This window comes from uncultured Ruegeria sp. (genome assembly GCF_947497005.1).
GTDB lineage: Bacteria > Pseudomonadota > Alphaproteobacteria > Rhodobacterales > Rhodobacteraceae > Ruegeria.
In genome coordinates, this window is the sequence record NZ_CANMFF010000008.1 from 57,285 (window position 1) to 79,393 (window position 22,109).

The window sequence follows — 22,109 nt, forward strand, 5'->3', positions numbered from 1 at the left end:
TTATCTCTCTGCTTTTTCAGGCTCGTATACCAGCTTCACACCATCTGTAAAAACAATATGGACCGGTCCGTCCTTTTTTTCAGTCCCAAAGGTCATACGTCCGGCGGAAAAGTTGCCGATTGGCCCGATTCCGTTGACCTGCCCCGGTGTATCGCCCCGGATTTCGTCCAGAGATGTGTTGAGCAGATCCGTTGTGACCTGAAGGCCGTCGGCAGTGGTTATCACCACATCTCCGACAAATGTCGCTGTACCTTTATCAGGGCGGATCAATCCGGAATTGGAATCCAGGAAAATCGTTCCACCGCTGAGAAGACCCAGACGGCCTCTGAACTCAGAAGCCGTCGGAGTCGAATCGTCGCCGCCCTGTTTGGCTTGCGTGGCTTCGATGTGCACATCTTCGCCCTTGCGGGTCGTTCCACGATAATTCGGTTGCGTGACCACCTGCTCTGCCAACCGTTCATCAATGTCTTTTTCTGCGAACGGCACTGAAACATTGGTTTCGATGCTGCGGGACAGAAGGAACACAGTGGACAGCATCAAAATCGCCGCCAGCGGCAACAGTACCTTCAGGAACTGTACCATACGGGAATAGCGATCCACTTCAGCCACCTCCTCAGCCTAGTCCGACCCGCAGGCAGTCGTGGATGTGCAGCAGCCCCTGGGCCTGTTCGGCTGCATCCGGATCAACGACAAAGAGCGAGGTGATCTTGCGGTCATTCATGATCGCCACTGCTTCCTCCGCCATTGCGCCAGGCGCAATTGTGGTCGGATTCTCGGTCATGACCTGCTCAGTCGTTTTGTCCAATAGGCCATCCATGTTTCGACGCAAGTCCCCGTCGGTTACAATTCCCAGCAGCCGCCCAGCATCATCCGTTACGCCGACGACACCGAAACTCTTTTGGCTCATAACCAAAAGGGCTTCGCTCATGGGGGTTCCAGTGAGCACCACAGGCATGTCGGAGTGCATAAGGTCACTTACTTTGCTGAGCCGCGCGCCCAGCTTGCCGCCGGGGTGATACGCGCGAAAATCTTCGGGCTTGAAATCGCGATACTTCATCAGCGCAATCGCAAGGGCGTCGCCCATTGCCAGCGTCAACGTAGTCGAGATGGACGGCACCATGCCAAAACCGCAGGCCTCGCCCATCGACGGGATCAGCAAATGCACATCCGCCTGTTTCATCAGCGTGCTTTCCGGTTTGCTGGACAGACCGATCAGCGGTATCCTAAATCGTCGGGTAAACGCGAGCAGGTTGGCCAGTTCGGGCGCCTCGCCTGAGTTGGAGATTGCCAGAACCACATCACCTTTGGATACCATGCCCAGATCGCCATGGCTCGCCTCGGCCGGGTGGACGAAATAGGCGGGTGTGCCGGTACTTGCCAGGGTGGCAGCAATCTTGTGGCCGATATGACCGGACTTGCCGATGCCGCTGATGATGATGCGCCCGGTGGCTCGCAGGATCAGTTGCACAGCCTCGGCAAAGTGTTCATCCATACTGTCGGCCAACACGTCCAGAGCACGGGCTTCATCGATGATGACCTGACGGGCGGTTCTCAGAAATGCTTCGGTATCGGTCATGAGTGCGCAAATATATCCGTTTCGGGCCAACCAGCGAGATCCAGCTTCGCACGCATCGGCAGGAAGTCAAAACAGGCCTGTGCCATCTCGGTTCGACCCTCGCGAGCCAGCCGCTTGTTCAACTCGTCCCGCAGGCGATGCAGATAGAGAACGTCCGAGGCCGCATAATCCAATTGAGCATCCGTCAGGGATTCAGCGCCCCAATCGCTCATCTGTTGTTGTTTCGAGATATCGACGCCAATTAGTTCCTGACACAGATTCTTGAGCCCGTGCCGATCAGTGTAGGTGCGCACCAATCGGCTGGCAATCTTGGTGCAGTAAACCGGTGCAGCCAGCGCTCCAAAGCAGTGAAACATGGCCGCGATGTCAAAACGCCCAAAATGGAACAGCTTCAGCACGTCGGGGTTTTCAAGCATGGCGCACAGGTTCGGAGCCTCTGTCTGACCCTTTTCGACCTGAACGATATGGCTGTGACCGTCACCGCCCGACATCTGGATCACGCACAGGCGGTCGCGATGCGGGTTCAACCCCATGGTTTCACAGTCAATGGCCACAACAGGGCCCAGATCCAGCCCGTCCGGCAGATCGTTTTTGTACAAGTGGTTCGCCACGCGACTATTCCTTTGTGCGATATCGTCCCCGAGATAGGCGGTTTGGCCCGTAAACTCAACGCCGTCCAAATATGGCGGGCCAATCAGCGCCGGGCACTTGACTATATCCTCATGGGGGGGATAGGGATAAAACATGTCAAACCACACCCACGAGTCACATCCGCATATCACCGCTCGGCTAAAACGGGCCCACGGGCATCTGGCCAAGGTCATTGCCATGCTGGAGGGGCAGGCCTCCTGTTCGGACGTCGCCCAACAACTGTTTGCTGTTGAAAAAGCCGTCACCAATGCCAAACGCGCTCTGATTCACGATCACATCGACCATTGCCTGTCCACCGACGGTGATGGCAGCGGGATCGAAGATTTCAAGGCGATTACAAAGTATCTCTGAGCCATGCTGAACATTCTGAAAAACCGAACCTACCGCCACCTGTTCGCCGCACAGATCGTCGCCCTGACCGGAACCGGGCTGGCCACGGTTGCGCTGGGGCTGCTCGCCTTTGATCTGGCCGGGGATGCTGCGGGTCTGGTTTTGGGCACAGCACTGACGATCAAGATGGTGGCTTACGTCACAGTTGCCCCGCTCGCTGCCGCTTTTGCCGAGCGGCTGGACCGCCGAAAAATGCTGATCGTGCTGGACCTGATCCGCGCTGTGGTGGCCCTGTGCCTGCCTTTCGTGACCGAAATCTGGCAGGTTTACGTGCTGATCTTCGTGCTGCAATCGGCCTCGGCCGGGTTCACACCCGCCTTTCAGGCAACAATCCCAGATGTATTACCTGATGAAGGCGAATACACACGCGCTTTGTCCCTTTCACGTCTGGCTTACGACATGGAAAGCCTGCTGAGCCCGATGTTCGCCGCCGCATTGTTGCTGCTGGTCAGCTTCAACAACCTGTTTTTGGGTACGGCACTGGGATTCGTTGCTTCCGCACTTTTGGTGGTTTCGGTCGTACTGCCTTCACCCAAGCCAAGCAAACCCCGTGGCATATATGACCGCACCACACGTGGCATTCGTATCTATCTGAAAACACCCCGGTTGCGCGGGTTGCTTGCGCTCAGCTGGAGCGCGGCCGCGCTGAGCTCGATGGTGATCGTCAATACCGTGGTCATCGTGCGCGCCAATCTGGGCCTGTCGGAAAGCGCCGTGGCCATTGCCCTGGCGGGGTTTGGAGGTGGTTCGATGCTGGCGGCGTTTACCTTACCCCGCCTTCTGGATCGGATCGAAGACCGTCGGGTTATGGTCGCAGGGGCCGTTTTTGCCACCGGTTCCATGGCTTTGGCCGCAATATTGACCGCTACCGTTCCTCTGTCGCTGGGCCTTCTGACCGTGTTTTGGGCGTTTACCGGTTTCGGGTACTCTACCACGCTCACACCCTCGGGGCGTCTTTTGACCCGATCAGCCCATCCCGAGGATCGCCCTGCCGTTTTCGCCGCGCAGTTTACCCTGTCGCACGGATGCTGGCTGGTGCTTTACCCACTTGCAGGGTGGCTGATGACGGTGTTCGGATCGACTGTCGCGCTCAGCAGTATGGCGATATTGTCCGTTGTGGGTGTGATTGGCGCGATCAGCTTGTGGCCACGCCTCGATCAGGACTCTGTTGTCCACGATCACCCCGACCTGCCGCCCGATCACCCGCATCTGGCCGGATCGGGCACCCACGCGCATCCGATCATCATCGACGATCTGCACCCGCGCATCCCGCGTGAGCCTTGAGCAGGGGCTTCAATCTGATCTAAACCCGGACTTACCAAAAACCGGAGCCCCAATGGACCAGCTTGACCGTCGTATCATCGCCGCCCTGCAAGCCAATGCACGCGCCTCGACCACTCAGATTGCGGCCACACTCGGAGTGGCCCGGACAACGGTGCATGAGCGAATGAACCGGATGGAGCAGCGTGGCGTGATCGAGGGGTATTCCGTGTGCCTCGGATCCACGGAAGACATACCCAAGGTGCAGGTCATCGTCATGCTCGAGGTGCAGCAGAAGGAAACCACCCGGATCATCAAGCGGCTTGAGGCTTACCCGGAGGTCAAGCTATGCCTGTCGATCAACGGAGAGTTCGACCTGATGCTCTCGGCCGAAGCACCCCGGCTGGAAGATCTGGACATTCTTGTCGACGAACTGGCGAAGATCCCAGGCGTTCTGCGCACCAATACCAGCGTTGTCTTCGGGCGCAGGATCGACCGAAACTGAAGCGGCGATAACTCTCTGTAAACCGATCATTGGCTAGCTTGGCTGGGACAGATCAGAATCCCGGACCGGCAGAATGCCAATTCAAAAGAACCCGATTGTTCTCATATTCCTGCATGTGCTGTTGGCGCAGGCAGGGTTTGCCATGCAAGACGCCAGAACGGATGACCTGTGCGATCAGGCTGCGCGCCGCGCCGCTCTGTCCGAAGGAGTGCCTTTGAACGTTCTGCGCGCCATCACACGTGTGGAGACCGGACGCGCACTGGACGGTCGATTGCAGCCCTGGCCCTGGACTATCAATGCCGAAGGTCAGGGATACTGGTTCACGTCTGAGGTCGAGGCCAAGACCTACGTGTTCAAAATCTTCAAAGCGGGCACACGCAGCTTTGATGTGGGCTGTTTTCAGATCAACTATCGCTGGCATGGCAAGGCATTCCGCTCGATCGACGCGATGTTCGATCCGGATGAAAACGCGACCTACGCCGCCCAATTCCTGAAAGACCTGCACGCCGAGCTTGGCTCGTGGCCTGCCGCCGCCGGGGCTTATCATTCCCGCACCACGTCTTTGGCCGAAGCTTACAAAGGGCGGTTTCAAACGGTGCTGGCACAGCTTGAAGGCTCCCCGCAACCCCGGATTGCGGCCATGCCCCGCGACCCCTTCACCGGGGCCGGAACCCCTTTGATCCCAATACAGACGAACTCGCCCCACACCGGCGCATTGGGGTCTTTGATGCCAACCAAGGGCGCTGCAACCGCGTTCATCGCCTTCAACTAGGAGCTTTGCGTGCCCAAGATCGACATCCGGTCCCTGTTTTCGCCAACTGTCCTGTTGGCTCTGGCGCTGATGACAGTCATCGTCATGATGATCCTGCCCATGCCCGCCTGGGTGTTGGACGTGGGGCTGGCCACCTCCTTTGCTCTGGCCATCTTGATTTTCACACTAACCCTGTTCATCGAACGTCCACTGGATTTCTCGTCCTTCCCGACGATCCTGCTGGCATCTCTCATGTTGCGGCTGTCGCTGAACGTGTCCTCGACAAAACTGATCATCGGACAAGGGCATACCGGCCCTAACGCGGCAGGCGATGTCATTGAAGGATTCGCCAATTTCGTCATGGGCGGAAGCATCTTTCTGGGTCTTGTGGTGTTCGGTGTACTGCTGATTGTGAACTTTATGGTCATCACCAAAGGCGCGGCCCGGATGGCTGAGGTTGGCGCGCGTTTTGCCCTGGACGGGATGCCGGGCAAACAGCTCGCTATCGACAGCGACATGTCCGCCGGGGCTATCGACCACCAGCAAGCCAAGGAACGGCGCGAACGCGTGCAGCAGGAGACGACTTTTTTCGGCTCACTGGATGGTGCGTCGAAATTTGTAAAAGGCGATGCCGTTGCCGGGCTTCTGATCACTCTGCTGAACCTTGTGATGGGTCTGATCATGGGCGTGATTGTACACGGAATGCCCGTAGTTGCAGCATTCGAAACCTATGCGATCCTGACCGTGGGCGACGGGCTGGTGTCGCAGATTCCTGCGGTGATCATCTCGATCGCCTCTGCTTTGTTGCTGGCGCGCGGCGGAACGCAAGGGGCCACGGACAACGCCATCTTTTCTCAACTCGGCCGCCACCCCGCGGCACTGTCTACCGTCGCCGTGCTGATGGTTCTGTTCGCGCTGGTGCCCGGCCTGCCGTTTCTGCCATTCATCCTCGGCGCAGCCGTACTGGGATATGCGGCCTACAGTGTTCATCGAAAACAGCGAGATGCAGAGGCATCAACGCAACTGCCCCCGACCGAAACCGATACGCCGATGTCTCAAGCCATCGGAGATATTCTGGACCTGGATGATGTCCATCTGGAATTCGCCCCCGACCTGGTCAGCATGGTCCTGAACCCTGGCACGGGGCTGGATGCCCGTATCGCCAATATGCGCACCTATGTGGCGTCAACCTTCGGCCTGATCCTGCCTGAAATCCGACTGACAGACCGCGCCGACCTGCCAACCGGAACCTATGTTATCAAGGTTCAGGGCGTCGAACAGGCGCGCGGTGTCCTGAACCCCGATCTGATCCTGGCGCTGGTGCAGGACGGGTTTGACCTGCTGCCGGACGGCAATGACGTGACCGAGCCGGTCTATGGTGCGCCTGCACGATGGATTCTACCCAAAGATCAGGAGGACGCAGCGCTGAGCGGCGCCACCATCGTCTCACCCCCGGAAATTCTGGCCACCCATCTGCTCGAGATCATCAAACAGAACTTCTCGCGCCTGCTCACACTGAAATCCCTGCGCCGTCTTCTGTCCGAGATGACCCGCCTGAGCGATCCGGTGCGTGCCGAAGCCAACCGCAAACTGCTGGATGAACTGATCCCCGACAAGGTGCCCATCGATACCTTGCATGCGGTGTTGCGCCTGCTTCTGGATGAACGTGTGTCGATCCGAAACATGGCCCTGATCCTGGAAAGCGTAGCCGAAGCCCGGCTGACCACAACGCAACCCGAAGGCATTTGCGAGCTGGTGCGCCAGCGCCTTGGATTCCAACTGGTCGCTGACATGAAGCGCGAGGATGGCTCGATCCCTCTGATCCAGCTGGCCCCAGAATGGGAGGATACGTTTGCCAACTATCAAATCGACGCGCCAAATGCCGGGCTGGATGTCGCACTCCCGCCGAACCTGTTCAACAAACTGGCCGACGGCGTGGTCAGCAGCGTCGCCAGATCCGCCGACAGCGGACTGTTTCCGGCTGTTGTGACCTCGACCCGACGGCGGCGGTTGCTGCGAACGATCATGTACGCCCGCGGCATATCCAATCCGGTTCTGTCGTTCGAAGAAATCGGGCTGGAAGCCAAACCCGCTCTGGTCGGAACGGTCCCTGCGTGATTGCTTTGCCGCCAGAGCTGCTGTCACAGCTGTCCGATGCCCTCTGGCAGGCCTTTGTCGTGTTTCTCAGGGTCTCTGCCCTTGTCTCTCTGCAGCCTGCATTTGGTGAGCGCAGCATTCCGACACGGATCAAGCTTGGCATTTCCGTTGCGTTTACCCTGGTCGTCCTGCCCGCAATTCCTCCTGTCAGATTTAATCCCGAATTGTGGACGATGATCCGCCTGGTCGCGAGCGAAGTTCTGATCGGGCTTGTCCTGGGGATCGGGCTGCGTCTGTTTGTGCTGGCTTTGCAAACCGCGGGATCCATCGCAGCTCAATCCACATCTTTGTCCCAACTTCTGGGCGGGGCGGCTGCTGATCCGGTCCCCGCCATGGGATATCTGCTGACACTGGCAGGGCTGACACTCGCCGTGACCATGGGCCTGCATGTGCGTGCCGCTCAGCTCTTGATCCAGAGTTACACCCTGTTTCCGGCAGGGTTGTCCCCCGACGCCCCCGACTTGTCCCGCTGGGGCGTACAGCAGGTCGCGCGCAGTTTTGAACTGGCTTTTGCGCTTGCAACGCCGTTCGTTATCGCGTCGCTGATCTATAACCTTGCGCTTGGGGTAATCAACCGGGCCATGCCGCAACTGATGGTGGCCTTTGTCGGCGCCCCAGCAATTACCTTTGCCGGGCTGTTTCTTCTGTTTGCTGGCACACCTCTTATTCTGTCTGTCTGGTCTGACGCTCTGATAGCCTTTTTCACAAACCCGTTCGGAGCGCGACCATGAGCGGCGCCGATGACGACAGCGACAAATCATATGAACCGACGCCGCAAAAGCTGCAAAAAGCACGTGACAAAGGTGAGGTGCCCAAATCCAACGACCTTTCGGTTGTGGCCGCGTATACCGGGCTAGTCATCGCTCTGCTGGCAGCCGGGCAGTACACGACACAGCAACTGGGATCCGTTTTTATGGTCCTGATCGATCAGTCCGACGAGATCGCGACCCTCCTTGCAAATGGGCCGGCAACCGCTCCTGTTGCCGGGATTCTAAAAGGTTCCCTGCTGCCCGTAGCGTTGCTGTTCTGTCTCCCTGCCACAGCTGTTCTGTTGAACCTGATCGCCCAGCGCGCCCTGATCTTCGCACCCAACAAGCTGAAACCGAAACTCTCTCGAATCTCGCTTGTTTCGAATGCCAAGAACAAGTTTGGACGCGGCGGTCTGTTTGAGTTTGCCAAGAGCGCGGTCAAACTGGTGATTTATGGCACCTGTCTTGCGCTTTTTCTCAACGCGAATCTGACCGATATTCTGTCTGCCAGCGCAGCCCCGGCAAAGACGTCTGTTTTGCTGATGATGAACCTGCTGTTTCGCTTTCTGTTCATTGTGATCGTGATAGCCCTGATCATCGGGGTTGTTGATTTCCTTTGGCAATACGCCGAACACATGCGCAAGAACCGAATGTCGCGCAAGGAAATTCAGGATGAAACCAAGGATGCAGAAGGCGACCCTCATATGAAACAACACCGCCGCCAACGCGCACAGGAGATAGCTACAAATCAAATGATGGCAGACGTTCCCGGCGCAGACGTTGTGATCGTAAACCCAACCCATTTCGCCGTTGCTTTGAAATGGTCGAAAGCCGCAGGCAGCGCACCAGTTTGCGTCGCCAAAGGGGTGGACGAAATCGCCGCTGCCATCCGCTCTGCCGCTAGAGAAGCCGGTGTGCCGATCCACTCAAACCCTCCAACAGCACGCGCGCTTCATGCGACCGTGGATATCGGTCAGGAGATTGCCGAAGAACACTACCGGCCCGTCGCCGCCGCCATCCGGTTTTCAGATGCGATGCGAAAGCGTGCGAAGGAACAATTTCGATGAAACGTACTCAGTTACCCGACTTGGAAAGAGTGACTGACGCCGCATTTCAGAAGCAGTTTCAAACCTTGCGTCCGATCCTTGAGGCCGAGGCACGAATACAACAACAACTGGCCAGATTGGATAGGCAGCTCAACCAGACGCGCGAAGACAGCGGCAAGACCGAAGGGTATCAGGTTTCAGGGACCGACATTCTCTGGAATAGCTGGGAATCCGCCACGCGCCGGCAGTTGAATCTTCAGCTCGCACAAACACGCGCTCTGAAACTGGCCGGGCTTGATGCGGTTCGCACTGCGTTTGGGCGAAAACAGGCTGTCGAAACCTTGCTTGTAAAGATTCAGAAAGAACACCGTCGCGCAGCCGCCAGAAAACAAATCGGGCAATAGCTTGACTAGTCAGACAATTCGGACCAATCAGCATCAGCTGTCTTGTCGGTTGACACTCATGATCAACACTTTTGACACGTCTTCACCAAAGTCCTTGCGCGCCACTTCCAGCAAGGATTTTCGCAAGACATCCAGGTTTCTGGATTCAGTGAAAATCCCGTCAAATCCACCCGTGTTCGCATGATCAAAAAGAACCTGAAGAAAGCCGTCCCTTAGTTTGGGCTCGTTCGCGTAGAACATTTCTGTAATGGCAGAGTTTGCCTCAAGACTCAGTGCCAAAGTGACCATAGCCTCTATCCGGTCGTCTTTGACGACGGGGACAACAAAATGCTTGGTCATTTTCAGGTACCCAAAACCCTCTTCCTCACCTTTCTTCCTAGATTTTTCAGATTTTTTACCAGATTCTTTTTCTTGTCCTGCCGCTTCTTTTTCGTATGCACCATCTTCAGCCTTCTCCGCAGGTGCAAAAACCAGGCCGACACCTATGCCTGAACCCAGACCAACTATCAGAAATATCACCGGTATCAGTTTTGCGACCACAATCTCACCTCAGAATGGCAAAAGTGAATCAAGGACTTGCTGTCCGTATCGAGGTTGCTGAACATCCGTTATCTGCCCTCTGCCGCCGTATGATACGCGTGCCGACGCAATTTTGTCGTAGGTGATTTCGTTTTGCCGCGAGATATCCTGTGGGCGGACATATCCCGCCACCAAAAGCTCACGTAACTCGAAATTGACTCGCAATTCCTGCGACCCCGATATCGAAAGAACCCCGTTCGGCAGCACATCCAGCACTGTCGCGGCAACACGCAGCGTCAGTTTTTCGTTTCGTCTGACCGATCCCCGCCCAGCGCTGGAGGAATCCGCTTCGATCGATACGGCTTCGTCCAGCGATGCGCCCTCGGGTAAGTTTTTCTGCACCCGTTGCGGCAAACCGAAGAGGCCGGGAACGTCAAGGTTCTCTGATCCGGATCTGGATCGTCTGGTGTTGTTCGAAATCTCGGCTTCTTCGTCCAGTTCAATGACAACGGTCAGGATGTCACCTTTCTTGATCGCACGCTGATCACCCAGCAATGAGTGCTGGCCGCCACTCCATAAAGAGGATCGGTCAACGTTGCGTTGGGGTTGCGTGTGCAGGGGCAAACCCGGCCACAGCATTGCAACCTGCTCTGGGGAATCCTCGTTCGGTGTGAAATTTGGCGGCTTGCCCAGGTGATCCAACCGGCCACATGCAGACAGGGTGAAAGCTGTGAGGAGGAGGGTTTTTGGCAGTTCGTACATCACTTTACCTCAACTTGACCATCTCGGCGAATTCGGCCCGATACCGTTGTTCGGGACGAAAGGTTCATGACCCGAATGCGATCGCCGGCGGCACCACGCCCCAACGCCCGGCCCTCTGTGGTGATCGACAAAGGTTGGCTACTGAACACCAGAACAACCAGATCGTTGCGATCTACGATGGCTGGCGGCCCGACATCGGTGTCACGAATTGGACGACCGGGGTAAAGCGCCACCCGAGCCTCTTGACCAATCAAAAGATCCGGATCGGTAACCGCACCGGCTATATCCGTTGGTTTCAACTCGAGATCGACCACAGAAATGATTTCCTTGGCCCGGATCGTGCGGGTCGAAACCACAATGTCTGCCTGCACGGCAATTGGGGCAACTAGCGTCAGAGAAAGAACAAGACGTCGCATCACCGCACCTGCGTTGTCGCACTCATCATCTGGTCCACGGCCGAGATGACTTTGGCATTCATCTCGTAACCGCGCTGGGCTTCGATCAGCTCTGTAACCTCGCGTACTGCATCGACCGAACTGTCCTCCAGATATCCTTGCCGCAAAGTCCCCAGACCATCTTCGCCCGGCGTTCCCAGAACCGGAGCACCAGAGGCTTCGGTTTCCTTGAACAGATTGCCTCCGATGGCCTCCAGCCCCTTGGCGTTCGAGAAACTGGCAAGTGCAAACTCGCCAAGCAGCTGCCCTTCGGGAGAATCGTCGAAATACGCGTAAACCTCACCCGACGCATTGATCGAAATCGACCGCGCGTCGTCGGGAACGGTGATTTCAGGTGAAACCGCAAACCCGTCGGACGTGACGATCAACCCTTCAGCCGAGCGTTTCAGGCTGCCGTCGCGTGTGTATGCAGGCTGCCCGCTGGGCTGGGTCACCTCAAGATATCCACGACCTTCGATCGCCACATCCAGATCGCTGCCGGTGGCCGACAAAGCGCCTTGTTCCAATTGCACTGTCACTGCGGCGGGCCGCACGCCCAGGCCCAGTTGAATACCCGTGGGCAGAACCGTTCCGTCCGATGCGTTCACAGCCCCGGCCCGCGCCATCTGCTGGTAATGCAGGTCGGCGAATTCGGCCCGCCGGGCGTTGTAGCCGGTGGTGTTCATATTCGCCAGGTTGTTCGAGATCGTCTCGACCCGCATCTGTTGCGCAGTCATTCCGGTGGCCGCAATCTTAAGGGCTCGCATGTCTAACTCTCCTTATCCAAATCACCGCATCAGCGCCTTGAGCGCCCCGCGCATGCGTTCGTCTTCGCTCTCAAGAAAACTCTGCCCAAGCTCATAGGCACGCTGGATTTCCACCAAGCGAGTCACCTGCTGAATAGCGTTGACGTTTGAACCTTCGAGAAAGCGATGCAAAACAACTGGCTCATCAACCGGGTCTATTGCGCCATCGGCGCGAAAAAGTGTGCTTCCTTCACGCACAAGGGCCTGCGTGTTGGTGACATTGAAAACACCCAACTGGCCCAACAATTGACCATCGACACTCAGCGTCCCGTCGCTGCCGACATCAATCGATGCTGCGTCAGGCGGGATGAAAACCGGGGCGCCGTTGGCATACAATACGCGAGCCCCATCCATCGTGACCAGATCACCTTGAGCATTCGGAGAAAAGCTGCCAGCCCGCGTAAGCCGGTCGCCATCCGGGGTTTCAACCATGAAGAACCCGTCGCCTTCGATAGCGAAATCAAACTGCCCATCGGTTTCGGTAAGCACACCCTGTCGCAGCGATGTATTTCGCGCCTCGGCCCGGACCATCGACAGCGAAGAGTTGTTCGGCATGTCCTGGATGAACTCTGAAAACACCAGGCCTTGCTGGCGATAGCCGGTCGTGTTGGCATTGGCGATGTTATTCGCCACCAGACGCATTTCGTTCATCAGCCCGGACTGGCGGGACAGGGTAACATAGGCAGTGTCCATCAGCGACCTCCTGCAATCAATGGAACAAGCGTTCCGGTGAAAAAGGTGACGAGTGTTTGAGTCATGAATCCCATCGAAATCCAGAACACGACGACGATGGCGATCAGTTTGGGAACAAAGGTCAGCGTCATTTCCTGAATTGACGTCAGCGCCTGAAACAGCCCGACAATCAGGCCCGATACCAGAGCAACGGCCAGGATCGGGACGGATGTGATGACCGCAATCCACAACGCCTGGCGCACGATGTCGTAGAAAAGACCTTCGCTCAGCATCGCGTCAGACCGGCATCCGCAGGATTTCCTGATAGGCCTCGACCACTTTGTTGCGGACGATAACGGCCGTTTCGACCGCCAGTTCTGTCTGGGCCAGCGCCTGCACCAGAGCATGTGGATCGGCTTGCCCGACCATTGCGGTCTGAGACATCTGCTCGCTGTGCTTCAGCGTGGCGGCAAAGTCCTGAAAGCTTGCCTTCAGCCCCTGCGCCATCCCGCTGTGATCAGGGTCAGCCTGGGTTGCGGAGCGAGCGCCGGCATAATTCTGCGCGGCGGTCAGGGTTCGGATATCCATTCTGGCTGTCCTTTATTTTCTGAGCAGTTCCATCAGCGACGACGACATCTGCCGGGTCTGATCAAACATTTTGAGATTGGCTTCGTAGCTTCGCTGCGCCTCACGCGCGTCGGCGATTTCGATCATCAGATCGACATTCGATCCCTGATAGTGACCACTGGCATCCGCCATCGGGTGTCCGGGATCGTAGATTCTGCTCAGGTCGCGCCGATCAAGCGTTACGCGACCGGCCTGAACCATATCGCGGCCGTCCTTCTGAACGGTTTCGAATGGCACCGTCTTGCGGCGATAACCGGGCGTGTCCGCGTTCGAGATATTCTCGGACACATGACGCAACCGGGTTGCCTGGGCACGCAGGGCTCTGGCTGATGCTGTGAGAGAGTTGGAAAAGTCGCTCATCCTCGGTCCTCCTATCCACGACCCAGGCTGGTGCGCAAAACACTCATCGAGGATTTGTAGATCGCCAGCGCGCGGTCATGCTGTCGTTTGACTTCGACCGATTTCAGCATCTCTTCCTCAAGGGATACACCGTTGCCGTTGGGATCACCTGATGGAACGGCCTCGTGCTCTGCCCAGAGACGTGCACCGGCATTGCCATGAAGATGACCTTGCCGAGTGGCCGCCATAGCCACGTCCCGCCCGGAGGTTTCAAAAGCTTTCTGAAAGGCCTCGATATCGCGCGGTTGGTAACCCGGCGTATCCGCATTGGCCATGTTGCGCGCAATGACGGCCTGCCGTTTTCCGGCATGGGTTGCCATTGCGTGCGCTGTCTTAAAGACGTTCAGGTCATAGAACATCGGGGCTTCTCCCTCGATCAATTTCAATCAAGGCTTAACCCCGATTCCTTTAGAAACCGTTTTCAGAACACAGTTGGAGAACCCACGATGTCCGATCTCGACCCGATGATTCTGAAACATGAATTCGACAGGATGACTGCGGTCCGGCATGTAGGCCTTGTCAGTAGCGTCGTGCAGGGGCTGGTCGAGATCAGTGGTCTGAACGAACACGCGCGAATCGGAGATTTGCTGACATTGCAGCGGCGCGCGGGGGCCGATCTTGCTGGCGAAGTGCTGCAAGTCGGTGCGGACCATATCCATATGATACCGGGCGCGGCGCCCGATGGCGTCAGACTGGGAGACCGTGTGTATCTTGACCCCTCGTCGAATTTCGCGCCCGGCATGCACTGGCTTGGGCGGGTCATCGATCCGTTTGGCAAACCGTTGGACAGCAATCCGCTGCTGAACGGATCGCATGATCGCGATATCATGCAGGCCCCTCCCCCAGCTGTGGCGCGTAAGCCGCTGGGAGAACGGATGGTCACTGGATTATCCGTTCTCAACACAATGCTGCCGATTGTGCGCGGTCAACGCGTGGGATTGTTTTCAGGATCGGGTGTGGGAAAATCTACGCTACTGTCGACACTGGCGCGTTCCATGCAGGCCGACGTGGTTGTGGTGGCTCTGATTGGTGAACGTGGGCGCGAAGTGAATGAGTTTGTCGCCCACGCCATTGGCCCGGAAGCCATGAAACGCACAATCGTTGTGGCCGCCACGTCTGATCAGTCGGCATTGACACGCAGGCGGTGCGCGTGGTCGGCCATGTCAGCGGCAGAATTCCTGCGCGATCAGGGGCTGAGTGTTCTGTTTCTGGCCGATTCGGTAACCCGCTTTGCTGAAGCGCACCGTGAAATTGCCGTTGCAATGGGGGAATCTCCGTCGCTCAGAGGGTATCCAGCCTCGGTCACACCCTTGATTGCCAATCTGTGTGAACGCGCAGGCCCCGGCACGCAGGAGCAAGGTGATATCACCGCCGTGTTCAGCGTTCTGGTCGCGGGCTCGGACATGGATGAGCCCATCGCCGACATCCTGCGCGGTGTTTTGGACGGGCATATCGTACTAAGCCGCGACATTGCCGAACGCGGGCGTTTCCCGGCCATCGACCTCAGTAAATCCGTATCACGCAGCCTGCCAGAAGCTGCGTCTGAGGCTGAGAATCAGATGATCAAGGAAACCCGCAAACTTGTCGGCAGCTACGAACAGTCCGAAGTGATGATCAAAGCCGGGTTATACGCGGAAGGATCAGATCCGCTCTTAGATCAGGCAGTGCGCATTTATCAGGAGTTGGACTCGTTTTTCGGAAAACCCGATTCCGAGGGGATCAGAACCAGTTTTGACCGCCTGTCCCTGATTCTGCGGCGCGCCTCGGCCGGGTTGCCTCGTTAGGGGAACTCTGAACAGTTTTAAGTATTAAGGCCGCCTTAAGACCCGCGCTGCTACTCAGGTAGTTGGGTGATAAAAAGGTGGTGGAGATGGGTGCGCAATCCAATGCGGCGCCAATCATCATCAAGAAGAAGCGTGTATCAGGTGGTGATGGCCACCACGGTGGCGCGTGGAAAGTCGCATATGCCGACTTTGTTACGGCCATGATGGCCTTCTTCATGTTGATGTGGCTGCTAAACGCAACAACTGAACAGCAACGCAAGGGGCTGGCGGATTATTTCGCACCAACAATCCCGTTAAGCCCGGAATCCGGTGGCGGTGACGGGGCATTTGGTGGCGACAGCATGCTGTCTGAAGAGATATTTCTGCGCGACGGTGTTGGAGCTACCAATACGCACCCGACCGAAGAACGTCAGGCGCGTGGTTCAATCGGTATGGATGCCGATGGCGGCGGCAAAGGTGACACCGAAGATTTCACCACACTCGAGGCGCAGCTTTTAGGCCGAAGCGGCGAAAGCGAAGTGTCGGACAAGTTGCTCAAGCATATTGTCACACGGGTCACCGACGAAGGGCTTGTGGTTGAACTATTCGACACTGATGACCAGCCACTGTTCGAATCGGGTTCCGAAACACCAACGCGGATCATGCGGACGCTTGCCCTGATCATTGCCCTGTCTTCGGATCTGGTTACAAATCCGATTGCCGTCGAAGGCCATGTCAGCGCGTCTCCGGTCGTGCAGGTTCGCAATACGGCTTGGGATCTGTCTACGACACGCGCGCAAACACTGCGCCAGCTGCTGCAGGACAAGGGTGTGATGGCAAAGCGTATGGATCGTGTCACCGGCCACGCCGACCGGGAACTGTTCGCCGCCAATCCGATGGCCGCGCGGAACAATAGAATCGAAGTGATTTTTCTGCGCCGACCCTAAAGGATAAAACGCATTTTACATGTTAGCGCGCTGTTAAGGGGCAGCGCGTTACCTGTTGCATCAAAGATTGACGCAACAGAAGGGCGCACCGATGACCATTTCCTCTTCATTGAATGCCGGTGTGGCGGCGTTGAAGGCCAACGCCAACAGGCTGGCCACGATTTCCGATAACATCGCGAACTCTTCGACCTACGGATACAAACGGGTCGAGACAGATTTTCATTCGATGGTCACGTCGGGCCAGGGTGGCAGCTACTCGGCCGGCGGTGTGCGCACGACAAGCCAACGCATGATTGATCAGCGCGGGTCTCTGGTGACGACCAGCAACTCCACCGATTTGGCAGTACGCGGGCGTGGCATGCTGCCTGTACGCTCCAGCTCGCAGATCGGCACCAATTCAAACGAGATGCTACTGACCACAACAGGATCCTTCCGGACCAACGAAGAAGGGTACCTTGTCACCGAATCCGGCCTGGTTCTTCTGGGATGGCGCGCTGCGGCAGATGGTTCCATTCCGTCTGTTCCGCGCGACACACCCGCCGCGCTTGAACCCATTCAGCTGAGCGTCAATCAATTGTCCGGTGCCCCGACGACACAGATGAACCTGCGTATGAACTTGCCCGCCACGGCAACAGACGCAGGCGCGCCCGGGGACATTCAACCTTTGTCGGTCGAATATTTTAACAACCTCGGCAAGTCCGAAAGCGTCGACATCGAACTGATCCCAACAGTTCCTGCAACCGGCAGCAGCAATGAATGGACCATGGTTCTGCGCGATTCGGCATCTGGCGGCGCAATCATAGGGGAATACACGCTGACTTTTACCGACAATCGGACGGCCGGTGGCACCCTGTCCAGCGTCACGCCTGTTTCCGGAGGAGCCTATGATCCGGCAACAGGCAGCGTCATGGTCAACGTTGCCGGCGGCCCGATGGAGGTCAACATTGGCCTGATTGGCGATGCTGATGGCATAACTCAGCTCTCTGACACGTTCGCACCGGTTTCAATCACCCGCGACGGCTCTGCGGTTGGCACGATGACCAGCGTTCAGGTGGATGAAAATGGCTATGTCTACGCATTCTACGACACGGGCGTCAGTCGTCGGATGTTTCAGATCCCGCTGGCGGATGTCCCCAATCCCAACGGCTTGACCGCACTGGACAGCCAGACTTACGCGCCATCCCGAGAGAGCGGGACATTTTTCCTTTGGAATGCAGGCGAAGGCCCGACCGGAGATCTTGTTTCCTTCGCACGCGAAGAATCCACCACGGATGTGGCGACCGAGCTGACGTCCCTGATCCAGACACAGCGCGCATATTCTTCCAGCGCCACAGTCATCCAGACGGTGGACGAGATGCTTCAGGAAACCACGAACCTGAAACGCTGATCCGAACGTTGATCAAAGCAAAGGAGCGGCCTTATGAATATGTCGACAGCACTGAACAACGCATTGGGTGGTTTGACGGCAGCAAGTCGCGGGGCTGCTGTGGTTTCAGGGAATATCGCAAATGCTCTGACACCCGGTTACGCGCGCCGGTCACTTGAACTTACAACCAGCTCCAGTTCGGGAAACGGTGTGCGCACTGTAGGAGTAACCCGGCATCAAGACCCTGTTCTGACCGCCAACATGCGGTCCTCTGACGCTGAACTTGCCTTTCAATCGTCCATGTCAGAATTCCACACGCAGTTTGAAAAGCTCGTGGGGTCGGTGGACGGCTCGCCTTCGATCGCGACCCGGCTTTCATCTCTGGAAGGCAGCTTCATCACAGCAGCCAGCCTGCCCGATTCGATCGAAAGACTTGATCAGGTGGCGCGCGCGGCCCGCGATCTGACGAATGAATTGAATGCAGCTTCCGAAGGTGTGAGCAAGGCACGGTCTGATGCTGATCGAAAGATAGGGGCTCAGGTTCAAAGCTTGAATCAGACGTTGCAAGACATCCAGGATCTGAACGCCAAGATTCCCGCCATTCAGAATTCCGGCGGTGACATCGGGTCCCTTCTGGATCAGCGCCAAGTCCTGATTGATCAGGTTAATGCCCTGATACCCGTCAACGTCGTTCCTCGCGCCAATGACCAGGTGTCCTTGTATTCGGACGGCGGGTTGATCTTGCTGGAAGGCAAAGCTTCCGAATTCACCTTTTCCATTACGGGTGAAACCAAGCCTCATATGACTATAGCAAATGGGTTATTGTCCGGGCTTGAAATGAACGGCAATCCGGTTCGAACCAGTGGCGGCAACGCGCAGATTCGCGGCGGTGCCCTAATGGCCCAGTTCGCCATTCGTGACGAGTTGGCCGTTGAGGCTCAGGTTCAGCTGGATACCATCGCACGTGATTTGGTCGAGCGGTTTGAGACTCCGGGGCTGGATCCGACTGCTCTTGCCTCCGATCCCGGTCTCTTTACCGATGATGGCAATCGCTTTGATCCGACTGCATTTGTCGGGTTGGCCTCGCGTATTTCACTCAATTCGGTCGTGGATCCCGACAATGGCGGAAACAGCTGGAAATTGCGCTCGGGTCTTGCCTCTGTAACCCCGGGTGATCCCGGCCAGGCCTCTCAGCTTCGCGCATTCGGGGCTGTCCTGAGTGACGCACGTGCTGTTCCGGGCGGGCTGTTCGGCACCGGAAACATGCGGGCGGCCGAATTGACCGAGGCGTTGCTATCAAAAACCGGGGCGCAGGCACATGCGGCAGATCAGCGAAAAACATTCGCCAACACCGCCCAACAGCAAATGGTTCAGATCGAGGCCGAGCAGGGTGTTGATTCGGATCAGGAACTGCAAAGGCTTATGCAGATCGAACAGACGTATGTGGCGAACGCACGCGTTATCTCGGTCGTTGATGAACTTATGGAAACTCTTCTGAGGTTGTGACCATGAACTTGACTTCTATCGGCGATCTGGCACGGGGGCTGACCTTGCGAACCCGCGCCACGGATATCAAAACACAGATCGAAACTCTTTCTTACGAATTGTCTACTGGGCAGGTGCAGGACATATCCGGGCGGCTTGGCGGGGATTATTCGCAGATTCTGGACCTCGACCGAAGCTTGGCAAGGCTTGACGCATTTGGCATCGCGACATCCGAAGCGACTCTGTTCACGGATGCCATGCAACTAGGCCTTACGACCTTCGGAGATTCGGTTGCGGACATGACCGCATCTCTGCTCGCTTATGGAACTGCAAATCAACCTATTAACCACGAACAGGCCTCGGTTCAGGCAAAAAACGAACTGGATACGATGATTTCAGCGCTGAACTCGCGCGTGGGTGGGCGCAGCCTGTTTTCCGGAACGGCCACGGATGTATCGCCGTTGCCTTCATCGGATACAGTTCTGACAGCGCTGAAAACCCAGCTCACGGGGCACGCAACCCTTGCAGACATCCGGCTGGCTGCAGACACCTGGTTCAATGATCCAACCGGGTTTGACGCCGTGATCTATCAGGGGTCGAATAATACGCTCGCCCCGATGCAAATCTCAGAAAATGAAAGTGTTGCACTGCCGATCACTGCAACTGATCCGGCGTTCAAAGCCGCACTCAGGGATGTTGCGGTGGCCGCTTTGGCAACAGACAGCGCCTTGGCAATATCGCCGGACCAACGCACCGCCTTGTTCACGCAGTTGGGTGCCGATCTGGCCAACGCACAGGACGCCACGGTCAAACTTCGGGCGGGAGTCGGCGCGGCAGAAGCCCGCATCGAAGAAGCCGCCACGCGCAATTCAGCGGCCCGTACCAGCCTCGAATTCAGCCGGAATGAGCTGATCGCAGCCGATCCCTATGAAACCGCAGCGAAACTGCAAACGGTGCAGTTTCAATTGGAAAGCCTGTATTCCGTAACCGTTCGAAATGCGAACTTGTCTTTGGTGAATTTTCTGAGATGAGAGCGCTGATATTTGCCTTTCTCCTCCTCCCGGGCATGGCTTGGGCAGGCGCGATTCGCCTCAAGGATTTGGTGGATTTTGACGGTGTACGAGGCAATGATCTGGTCGGTTATGGTCTGGTCGTAGGTTTGAATGGAACCGGCGACGGATTGCGCAACGCGCCCTTCACCGAAGAAATCATGTCCAACATCCTCGAACGTCTGGGCGTCAACGTAACCGGCGAGGATTTTCGCCCCAAGAACGTGGCCGCTGTTTTGGTAACAGCAACCCTGCCTCCCTTCGCCAGGGTCGGTGGCCAAATTGACGTGACGGTCTCAGCCATAGGCGATTCCAACAGCTTGCTCGGTGGGACGCTGATCATGACACCCCTGAACGCCGCTGATGGGCAAATCTATGCTGTTGCTCAAGGCACAATACTTGCAGGCGGCGTGTCCGCCGAGGGCGAAGCGGCTTCGGTTGTTCGCGGAGTGCCGACCGCAGGTGTCATCCCGTCCGGCGCAAGGGTCGAGAGGGAGATTGATTTCGATCTGTCTACGCTGACCCAAGTGCGCCTCGCCCTGCGGGAACCGGATTTTACCACAGCCGCCCGCATTGAATCCGCAATAAACACTGAATTCAACAGGGCCGTGGCGATCATGCGGGATTCCGGTACGGTTGAACTCAGCATTACTGCGACCCAGGCCGTTTCCACAGCCCACGCCCTGGGGCGAATCGAAAACATCCTGGTCGAGCCCGAGACAAAGGCGCGTGTAGTTGTAGACCAACGCTCCGGCACAATTGTCATGGGGCAAGAGGTCCGCATTTCACGGGTTGCGGTATCGCAGGGAAATTTGACCCTGACAGTTCAGGAAGCGCCTATTGCGGTACAACCAAACCCATTCGCCCGTGGGGAAACAGTTATTGTCCCCCGCACCATAACCGGGATCGAGGAAGATGAAGGTACGGGTCTTGCCGAAATCCCCGAGGCCACAACACTTTCAGAAGTGGTCGCTGGCCTGAACGCGTTGGGCGTTTCGCCGCAGGACATGATCGACATTCTGAAAACGATCAAAGCGGCAGGGGCACTACACGCCGAGTTTATTGTCAGGTGACTGCCAATCAGAGTTGATACGGCAGGAAGGCGCGCTGTCATACAGCACGCCTTTGGACGATAAACCTATTTTGATTTCCAGCTGTCCAACCAACGACGAAAACGATTGCGACGCTCTTCAATCGCATCACCAGCGGCGTAAATACCGTCTTCCACGTTTTCGATCATCGGATCAATCCGGGCTTGCCGGAACCTGCGCCAACGGACCCAAATAGCCCAGACAAACGCAGCAAAGATCGTCAGGAAGATGATATTGAACCAGGGAATGACCCGAACATCAGGCCCTTCTACATCTTTGATGAAGATGGCGTTGGGAAAAATCGACATAAACTCATTGCGCCAACCATAATGGGTCACGACCACCCATTTCGGGTTTTCCTTGGTCGATTTCGCGTCGTTGGCCTCGGTATAGAGATTCGCCGTGTCGAATTTGAAGTAAGGGGGCCACCCCCAACCGGTATCCTCATTTCGGTATACGATGGGTTTTCCGTTGGCCCGCACCGCCTGAATGAACTGCACATCCCGGTTGGACAGGCTGGTGGATTGATCTTCGGGCTCGGACCAGAAGATCCGCGTCCAGTCGTTCAGATCCTGCCGTTCTTCATAGGTGTTGACGATGCGCACAATGTCATGCTGTGGCAGCGAATATTGCAGGAACGCCGCAATTGTGCCCCAGAATATGATGATGAACACCCATTTTACATAGGCCATGCCTAAAC

At 56.9% G+C, this 22,109-nt stretch carries 27 protein-coding genes; 14 read left to right on the plus strand and 13 right to left on the minus strand.

The features are described 5' to 3' along the window. Genes Q0816_RS12745 through Q0816_RS12755 form a run of 3 tightly spaced genes read right to left on the minus strand, consistent with a single transcriptional unit; the run spans nt 1 to nt 2,187 of the window. Entirely contained in the window at nt 1–600 is a 600-nt protein-coding gene (locus Q0816_RS12745; protein ID WP_298851041.1) for a hypothetical protein, read from the minus strand. Nucleotides 601–613: 13 nt separating this feature from the next. Continuing rightward, the gene (locus Q0816_RS12750) at nt 614–1,576 is read right to left on the minus strand and encodes a KpsF/GutQ family sugar-phosphate isomerase (protein WP_298851042.1); all 963 of its coding nucleotides are present in this window, start codon (nt 1,574–1,576) and stop codon (nt 614–616) included. Next, on the minus strand, nt 1,573–2,187 hold the full coding sequence (locus Q0816_RS12755) for a ribonuclease D (protein WP_298851044.1): 615 nt from the start codon (nt 2,185–2,187) through the stop codon (nt 1,573–1,575). Before Q0816_RS12755 ends, Q0816_RS12750 begins: the two co-directional genes overlap by 4 nt. A 133-nt stretch (nt 2,188–2,320) precedes the next feature. Here Q0816_RS12755 and Q0816_RS12760 point away from each other — a divergent pair, with 133 nt between their 5' ends. From Q0816_RS12760 to Q0816_RS12795, 8 genes are all read left to right on the plus strand, one after another. Continuing rightward, nucleotides 2,321–2,578, plus strand: coding sequence for a metal-sensing transcriptional repressor (locus Q0816_RS12760; RefSeq protein ID WP_298851046.1), 258 nt, complete (start codon nt 2,321–2,323; stop codon nt 2,576–2,578). Between the two features lie 3 nt (nt 2,579–2,581). Continuing rightward, a complete protein-coding gene (locus tag Q0816_RS12765; RefSeq protein ID WP_298851048.1) occupies nt 2,582–3,901 on the plus strand; it encodes an MFS transporter in 1,320 nt (439 codons plus the stop codon). A 52-nt stretch (nt 3,902–3,953) separates the two neighbouring features. Beyond that, nucleotides 3,954–4,382 carry an Lrp/AsnC family transcriptional regulator gene (locus tag Q0816_RS12770; protein ID WP_298851050.1) on the plus strand — a complete coding sequence of 143 codons (429 nt, stop codon included), beginning with the start codon at nt 3,954–3,956 and terminating at the stop codon, nt 4,380–4,382. Between the two features lie 142 nt (nt 4,383–4,524). Further along, complete coding sequence (locus Q0816_RS12775) at nt 4,525–5,154, plus strand: transglycosylase SLT domain-containing protein (protein WP_298851477.1); 630 nt, start codon at nt 4,525–4,527, stop codon at nt 5,152–5,154. Nucleotides 5,155–5,163: 9 nt separating this feature from the next. After that, the gene (gene flhA / locus Q0816_RS12780) at nt 5,164–7,251 is read left to right on the plus strand and encodes a flagellar biosynthesis protein FlhA (protein ID WP_298851052.1); all 2,088 of its coding nucleotides are present in this window, start codon (nt 5,164–5,166) and stop codon (nt 7,249–7,251) included. Next, complete coding sequence (locus Q0816_RS12785; protein ID WP_298851054.1) at nt 7,248–8,021, plus strand: flagellar biosynthetic protein FliR; 774 nt, start codon at nt 7,248–7,250, stop codon at nt 8,019–8,021. The genes flhA and Q0816_RS12785 overlap by 4 nt, the downstream gene beginning before the upstream one ends. Further along, the gene (flhB, locus tag Q0816_RS12790) at nt 8,018–9,106 is read left to right on the plus strand and encodes a flagellar type III secretion system protein FlhB (RefSeq protein WP_298851056.1); all 1,089 of its coding nucleotides are present in this window, start codon (nt 8,018–8,020) and stop codon (nt 9,104–9,106) included. The genes Q0816_RS12785 and flhB overlap by 4 nt, the downstream gene beginning before the upstream one ends. After that, the gene (locus Q0816_RS12795; RefSeq protein ID WP_298851058.1) at nt 9,103–9,489 is read left to right on the plus strand and encodes a hypothetical protein; all 387 of its coding nucleotides are present in this window, start codon (nt 9,103–9,105) and stop codon (nt 9,487–9,489) included. Before flhB ends, Q0816_RS12795 begins: the two co-directional genes overlap by 4 nt. Nucleotides 9,490–9,522: 33 nt before the next feature. Here Q0816_RS12795 and Q0816_RS12800 read toward each other — a convergent pair whose 3' ends face one another. Genes Q0816_RS12800 through Q0816_RS12840 form a run of 9 tightly spaced genes read right to left on the minus strand, consistent with a single transcriptional unit; the run spans nt 9,523 to nt 14,067 of the window. Then, nucleotides 9,523–10,029, minus strand: coding sequence for a flagellar basal body-associated protein FliL (locus Q0816_RS12800; RefSeq protein ID WP_298851060.1), 507 nt, complete (start codon nt 10,027–10,029; stop codon nt 9,523–9,525). A gap of 9 nt (nt 10,030–10,038) precedes the next feature. Further along, nucleotides 10,039–10,770, minus strand: a complete 732-nt coding sequence (gene flgH / locus Q0816_RS12805) for a flagellar basal body L-ring protein FlgH (RefSeq protein WP_298851062.1) — start codon at nt 10,768–10,770, stop codon at nt 10,039–10,041. After that, nucleotides 10,770–11,186, minus strand: a complete 417-nt coding sequence (gene flgA / locus Q0816_RS12810) for a flagellar basal body P-ring formation chaperone FlgA (RefSeq protein ID WP_298851064.1) — start codon at nt 11,184–11,186, stop codon at nt 10,770–10,772. Before flgA ends, flgH begins: the two co-directional genes overlap by 1 nt. Continuing rightward, entirely contained in the window at nt 11,186–11,971 is a 786-nt protein-coding gene (gene flgG / locus Q0816_RS12815) for a flagellar basal-body rod protein FlgG (protein WP_298851066.1), read from the minus strand. The genes flgA and flgG overlap by 1 nt, the downstream gene beginning before the upstream one ends. Before the next feature lie 21 nt (nt 11,972–11,992). After that, entirely contained in the window at nt 11,993–12,703 is a 711-nt protein-coding gene (locus Q0816_RS12820) for a flagellar hook-basal body complex protein (RefSeq protein WP_298851069.1), read from the minus strand. Next, nucleotides 12,703–12,975 carry a flagellar biosynthetic protein FliQ gene (locus Q0816_RS12825; RefSeq protein WP_152459750.1) on the minus strand — a complete coding sequence of 91 codons (273 nt, stop codon included), beginning with the start codon at nt 12,973–12,975 and terminating at the stop codon, nt 12,703–12,705. The genes Q0816_RS12820 and Q0816_RS12825 overlap by 1 nt, the downstream gene beginning before the upstream one ends. Nucleotides 12,976–12,979: 4 nt before the next feature. Further along, nucleotides 12,980–13,270 (minus strand): flagellar hook-basal body complex protein FliE, encoded by a 291-nt coding sequence (gene fliE / locus Q0816_RS12830; RefSeq protein ID WP_298851074.1) that lies wholly within the window; start codon nt 13,268–13,270, stop codon nt 12,980–12,982. Between the two features lie 12 nt (nt 13,271–13,282). Then, the gene (gene flgC, locus Q0816_RS12835; RefSeq protein WP_298851076.1) at nt 13,283–13,669 is read right to left on the minus strand and encodes a flagellar basal body rod protein FlgC; all 387 of its coding nucleotides are present in this window, start codon (nt 13,667–13,669) and stop codon (nt 13,283–13,285) included. Nucleotides 13,670–13,680: 11 nt separating this feature from the next. Continuing rightward, nucleotides 13,681–14,067: a FlgB family protein gene (locus Q0816_RS12840; protein WP_298851079.1), complete on the minus strand. Its 387-nt coding sequence runs from the start codon at nt 14,065–14,067 to the stop codon at nt 13,681–13,683. 105 nt (nt 14,068–14,172) lie between these two features. On the opposite strand from Q0816_RS12840, the gene Q0816_RS12845 reads away from it, so the two are divergent. From Q0816_RS12845 to Q0816_RS12870, 6 genes are all read left to right on the plus strand, one after another. Continuing rightward, nucleotides 14,173–15,492, plus strand: a complete 1,320-nt coding sequence (locus Q0816_RS12845; RefSeq protein WP_298851479.1) for a FliI/YscN family ATPase — start codon at nt 14,173–14,175, stop codon at nt 15,490–15,492. 86 nt (nt 15,493–15,578) lie between these two features. After that, nucleotides 15,579–16,418, plus strand: a complete 840-nt coding sequence (locus tag Q0816_RS12850; protein ID WP_298851081.1) for a flagellar motor protein MotB — start codon at nt 15,579–15,581, stop codon at nt 16,416–16,418. Nucleotides 16,419–16,509: 91 nt separating this feature from the next. Then, nucleotides 16,510–17,805 carry a flagellar hook protein FlgE gene (locus Q0816_RS12855; protein ID WP_298851082.1) on the plus strand — a complete coding sequence of 432 codons (1,296 nt, stop codon included), beginning with the start codon at nt 16,510–16,512 and terminating at the stop codon, nt 17,803–17,805. Nucleotides 17,806–17,838: 33 nt separating this feature from the next. Continuing rightward, nucleotides 17,839–19,290, plus strand: coding sequence for a flagellar hook-associated protein FlgK (flgK, locus tag Q0816_RS12860; protein WP_298851084.1), 1,452 nt, complete (start codon nt 17,839–17,841; stop codon nt 19,288–19,290). 2 nt (nt 19,291–19,292) lie between these two features. Continuing rightward, nucleotides 19,293–20,300, plus strand: coding sequence for a flagellin (locus Q0816_RS12865; RefSeq protein WP_298851086.1), 1,008 nt, complete (start codon nt 19,293–19,295; stop codon nt 20,298–20,300). Further along, complete coding sequence (locus Q0816_RS12870; protein ID WP_298851088.1) at nt 20,297–21,391, plus strand: flagellar basal body P-ring protein FlgI; 1,095 nt, start codon at nt 20,297–20,299, stop codon at nt 21,389–21,391. Before Q0816_RS12865 ends, Q0816_RS12870 begins: the two co-directional genes overlap by 4 nt. 65 nt (nt 21,392–21,456) lie before the next feature. On the opposite strand, the gene Q0816_RS12875 is transcribed toward Q0816_RS12870, so the two are convergent. Next, complete coding sequence (locus Q0816_RS12875; RefSeq protein WP_298851089.1) at nt 21,457–22,101, minus strand: DUF1523 family protein; 645 nt, start codon at nt 22,099–22,101, stop codon at nt 21,457–21,459. Between the last annotated feature and the right edge of the window lie 8 nt (nt 22,102–22,109).

Bases quoted from the DNA above. Each gene is read 5' to 3' on its own strand.
- flgG (WP_298851066.1), bottom strand. From the start codon at position 11,971: ATGCGAGCCCTTAAGATTGCGGCCACCGGAATGACTGCGCAACAGATG.
- Q0816_RS12870 (WP_298851088.1), top strand. From the start codon at position 20,297: ATGAGAGCGCTGATATTTGCCTTTCTCCTCCTCCCGGGCATGGCTTGG.
- Q0816_RS12765 (WP_298851048.1), top strand. From the start codon at position 2,582: ATGCTGAACATTCTGAAAAACCGAACCTACCGCCACCTGTTCGCCGCA.
- Q0816_RS12865 (WP_298851086.1), top strand. From the start codon at position 19,293: ATGAACTTGACTTCTATCGGCGATCTGGCACGGGGGCTGACCTTGCGA.
- Q0816_RS12840 (WP_298851079.1), bottom strand. From the start codon at position 14,067: ATGTTCTATGACCTGAACGTCTTTAAGACAGCGCACGCAATGGCAACC.
- Q0816_RS12845 (WP_298851479.1), top strand. From the start codon at position 14,173: ATGATTCTGAAACATGAATTCGACAGGATGACTGCGGTCCGGCATGTA.
- Q0816_RS12760 (WP_298851046.1), top strand. From the start codon at position 2,321: ATGTCAAACCACACCCACGAGTCACATCCGCATATCACCGCTCGGCTA.
- flgC (WP_298851076.1), bottom strand. From the start codon at position 13,669: ATGAGCGACTTTTCCAACTCTCTCACAGCATCAGCCAGAGCCCTGCGT.
- Q0816_RS12795 (WP_298851058.1), top strand. From the start codon at position 9,103: ATGAAACGTACTCAGTTACCCGACTTGGAAAGAGTGACTGACGCCGCA.
- Q0816_RS12750 (WP_298851042.1), bottom strand. From the start codon at position 1,576: ATGACCGATACCGAAGCATTTCTGAGAACCGCCCGTCAGGTCATCATC.
- Q0816_RS12875 (WP_298851089.1), bottom strand. From the start codon at position 22,101: ATGGCCTATGTAAAATGGGTGTTCATCATCATATTCTGGGGCACAATT.
- flhB (WP_298851056.1), top strand. From the start codon at position 8,018: ATGAGCGGCGCCGATGACGACAGCGACAAATCATATGAACCGACGCCG.
- flgK (WP_298851084.1), top strand. From the start codon at position 17,839: ATGAATATGTCGACAGCACTGAACAACGCATTGGGTGGTTTGACGGCA.
- Q0816_RS12775 (WP_298851477.1), top strand. From the start codon at position 4,525: ATGCAAGACGCCAGAACGGATGACCTGTGCGATCAGGCTGCGCGCCGC.
- flgA (WP_298851064.1), bottom strand. From the start codon at position 11,186: ATGCGACGTCTTGTTCTTTCTCTGACGCTAGTTGCCCCAATTGCCGTG.
- Q0816_RS12855 (WP_298851082.1), top strand. From the start codon at position 16,510: ATGACCATTTCCTCTTCATTGAATGCCGGTGTGGCGGCGTTGAAGGCC.
- Q0816_RS12850 (WP_298851081.1), top strand. From the start codon at position 15,579: ATGGGTGCGCAATCCAATGCGGCGCCAATCATCATCAAGAAGAAGCGT.
- flgH (WP_298851062.1), bottom strand. From the start codon at position 10,770: ATGTACGAACTGCCAAAAACCCTCCTCCTCACAGCTTTCACCCTGTCT.
- Q0816_RS12820 (WP_298851069.1), bottom strand. From the start codon at position 12,703: ATGGACACTGCCTATGTTACCCTGTCCCGCCAGTCCGGGCTGATGAAC.
- Q0816_RS12825 (WP_152459750.1), bottom strand. From the start codon at position 12,975: ATGCTGAGCGAAGGTCTTTTCTACGACATCGTGCGCCAGGCGTTGTGG.
- fliE (WP_298851074.1), bottom strand. From the start codon at position 13,270: ATGGATATCCGAACCCTGACCGCCGCGCAGAATTATGCCGGCGCTCGC.
- Q0816_RS12770 (WP_298851050.1), top strand. From the start codon at position 3,954: ATGGACCAGCTTGACCGTCGTATCATCGCCGCCCTGCAAGCCAATGCA.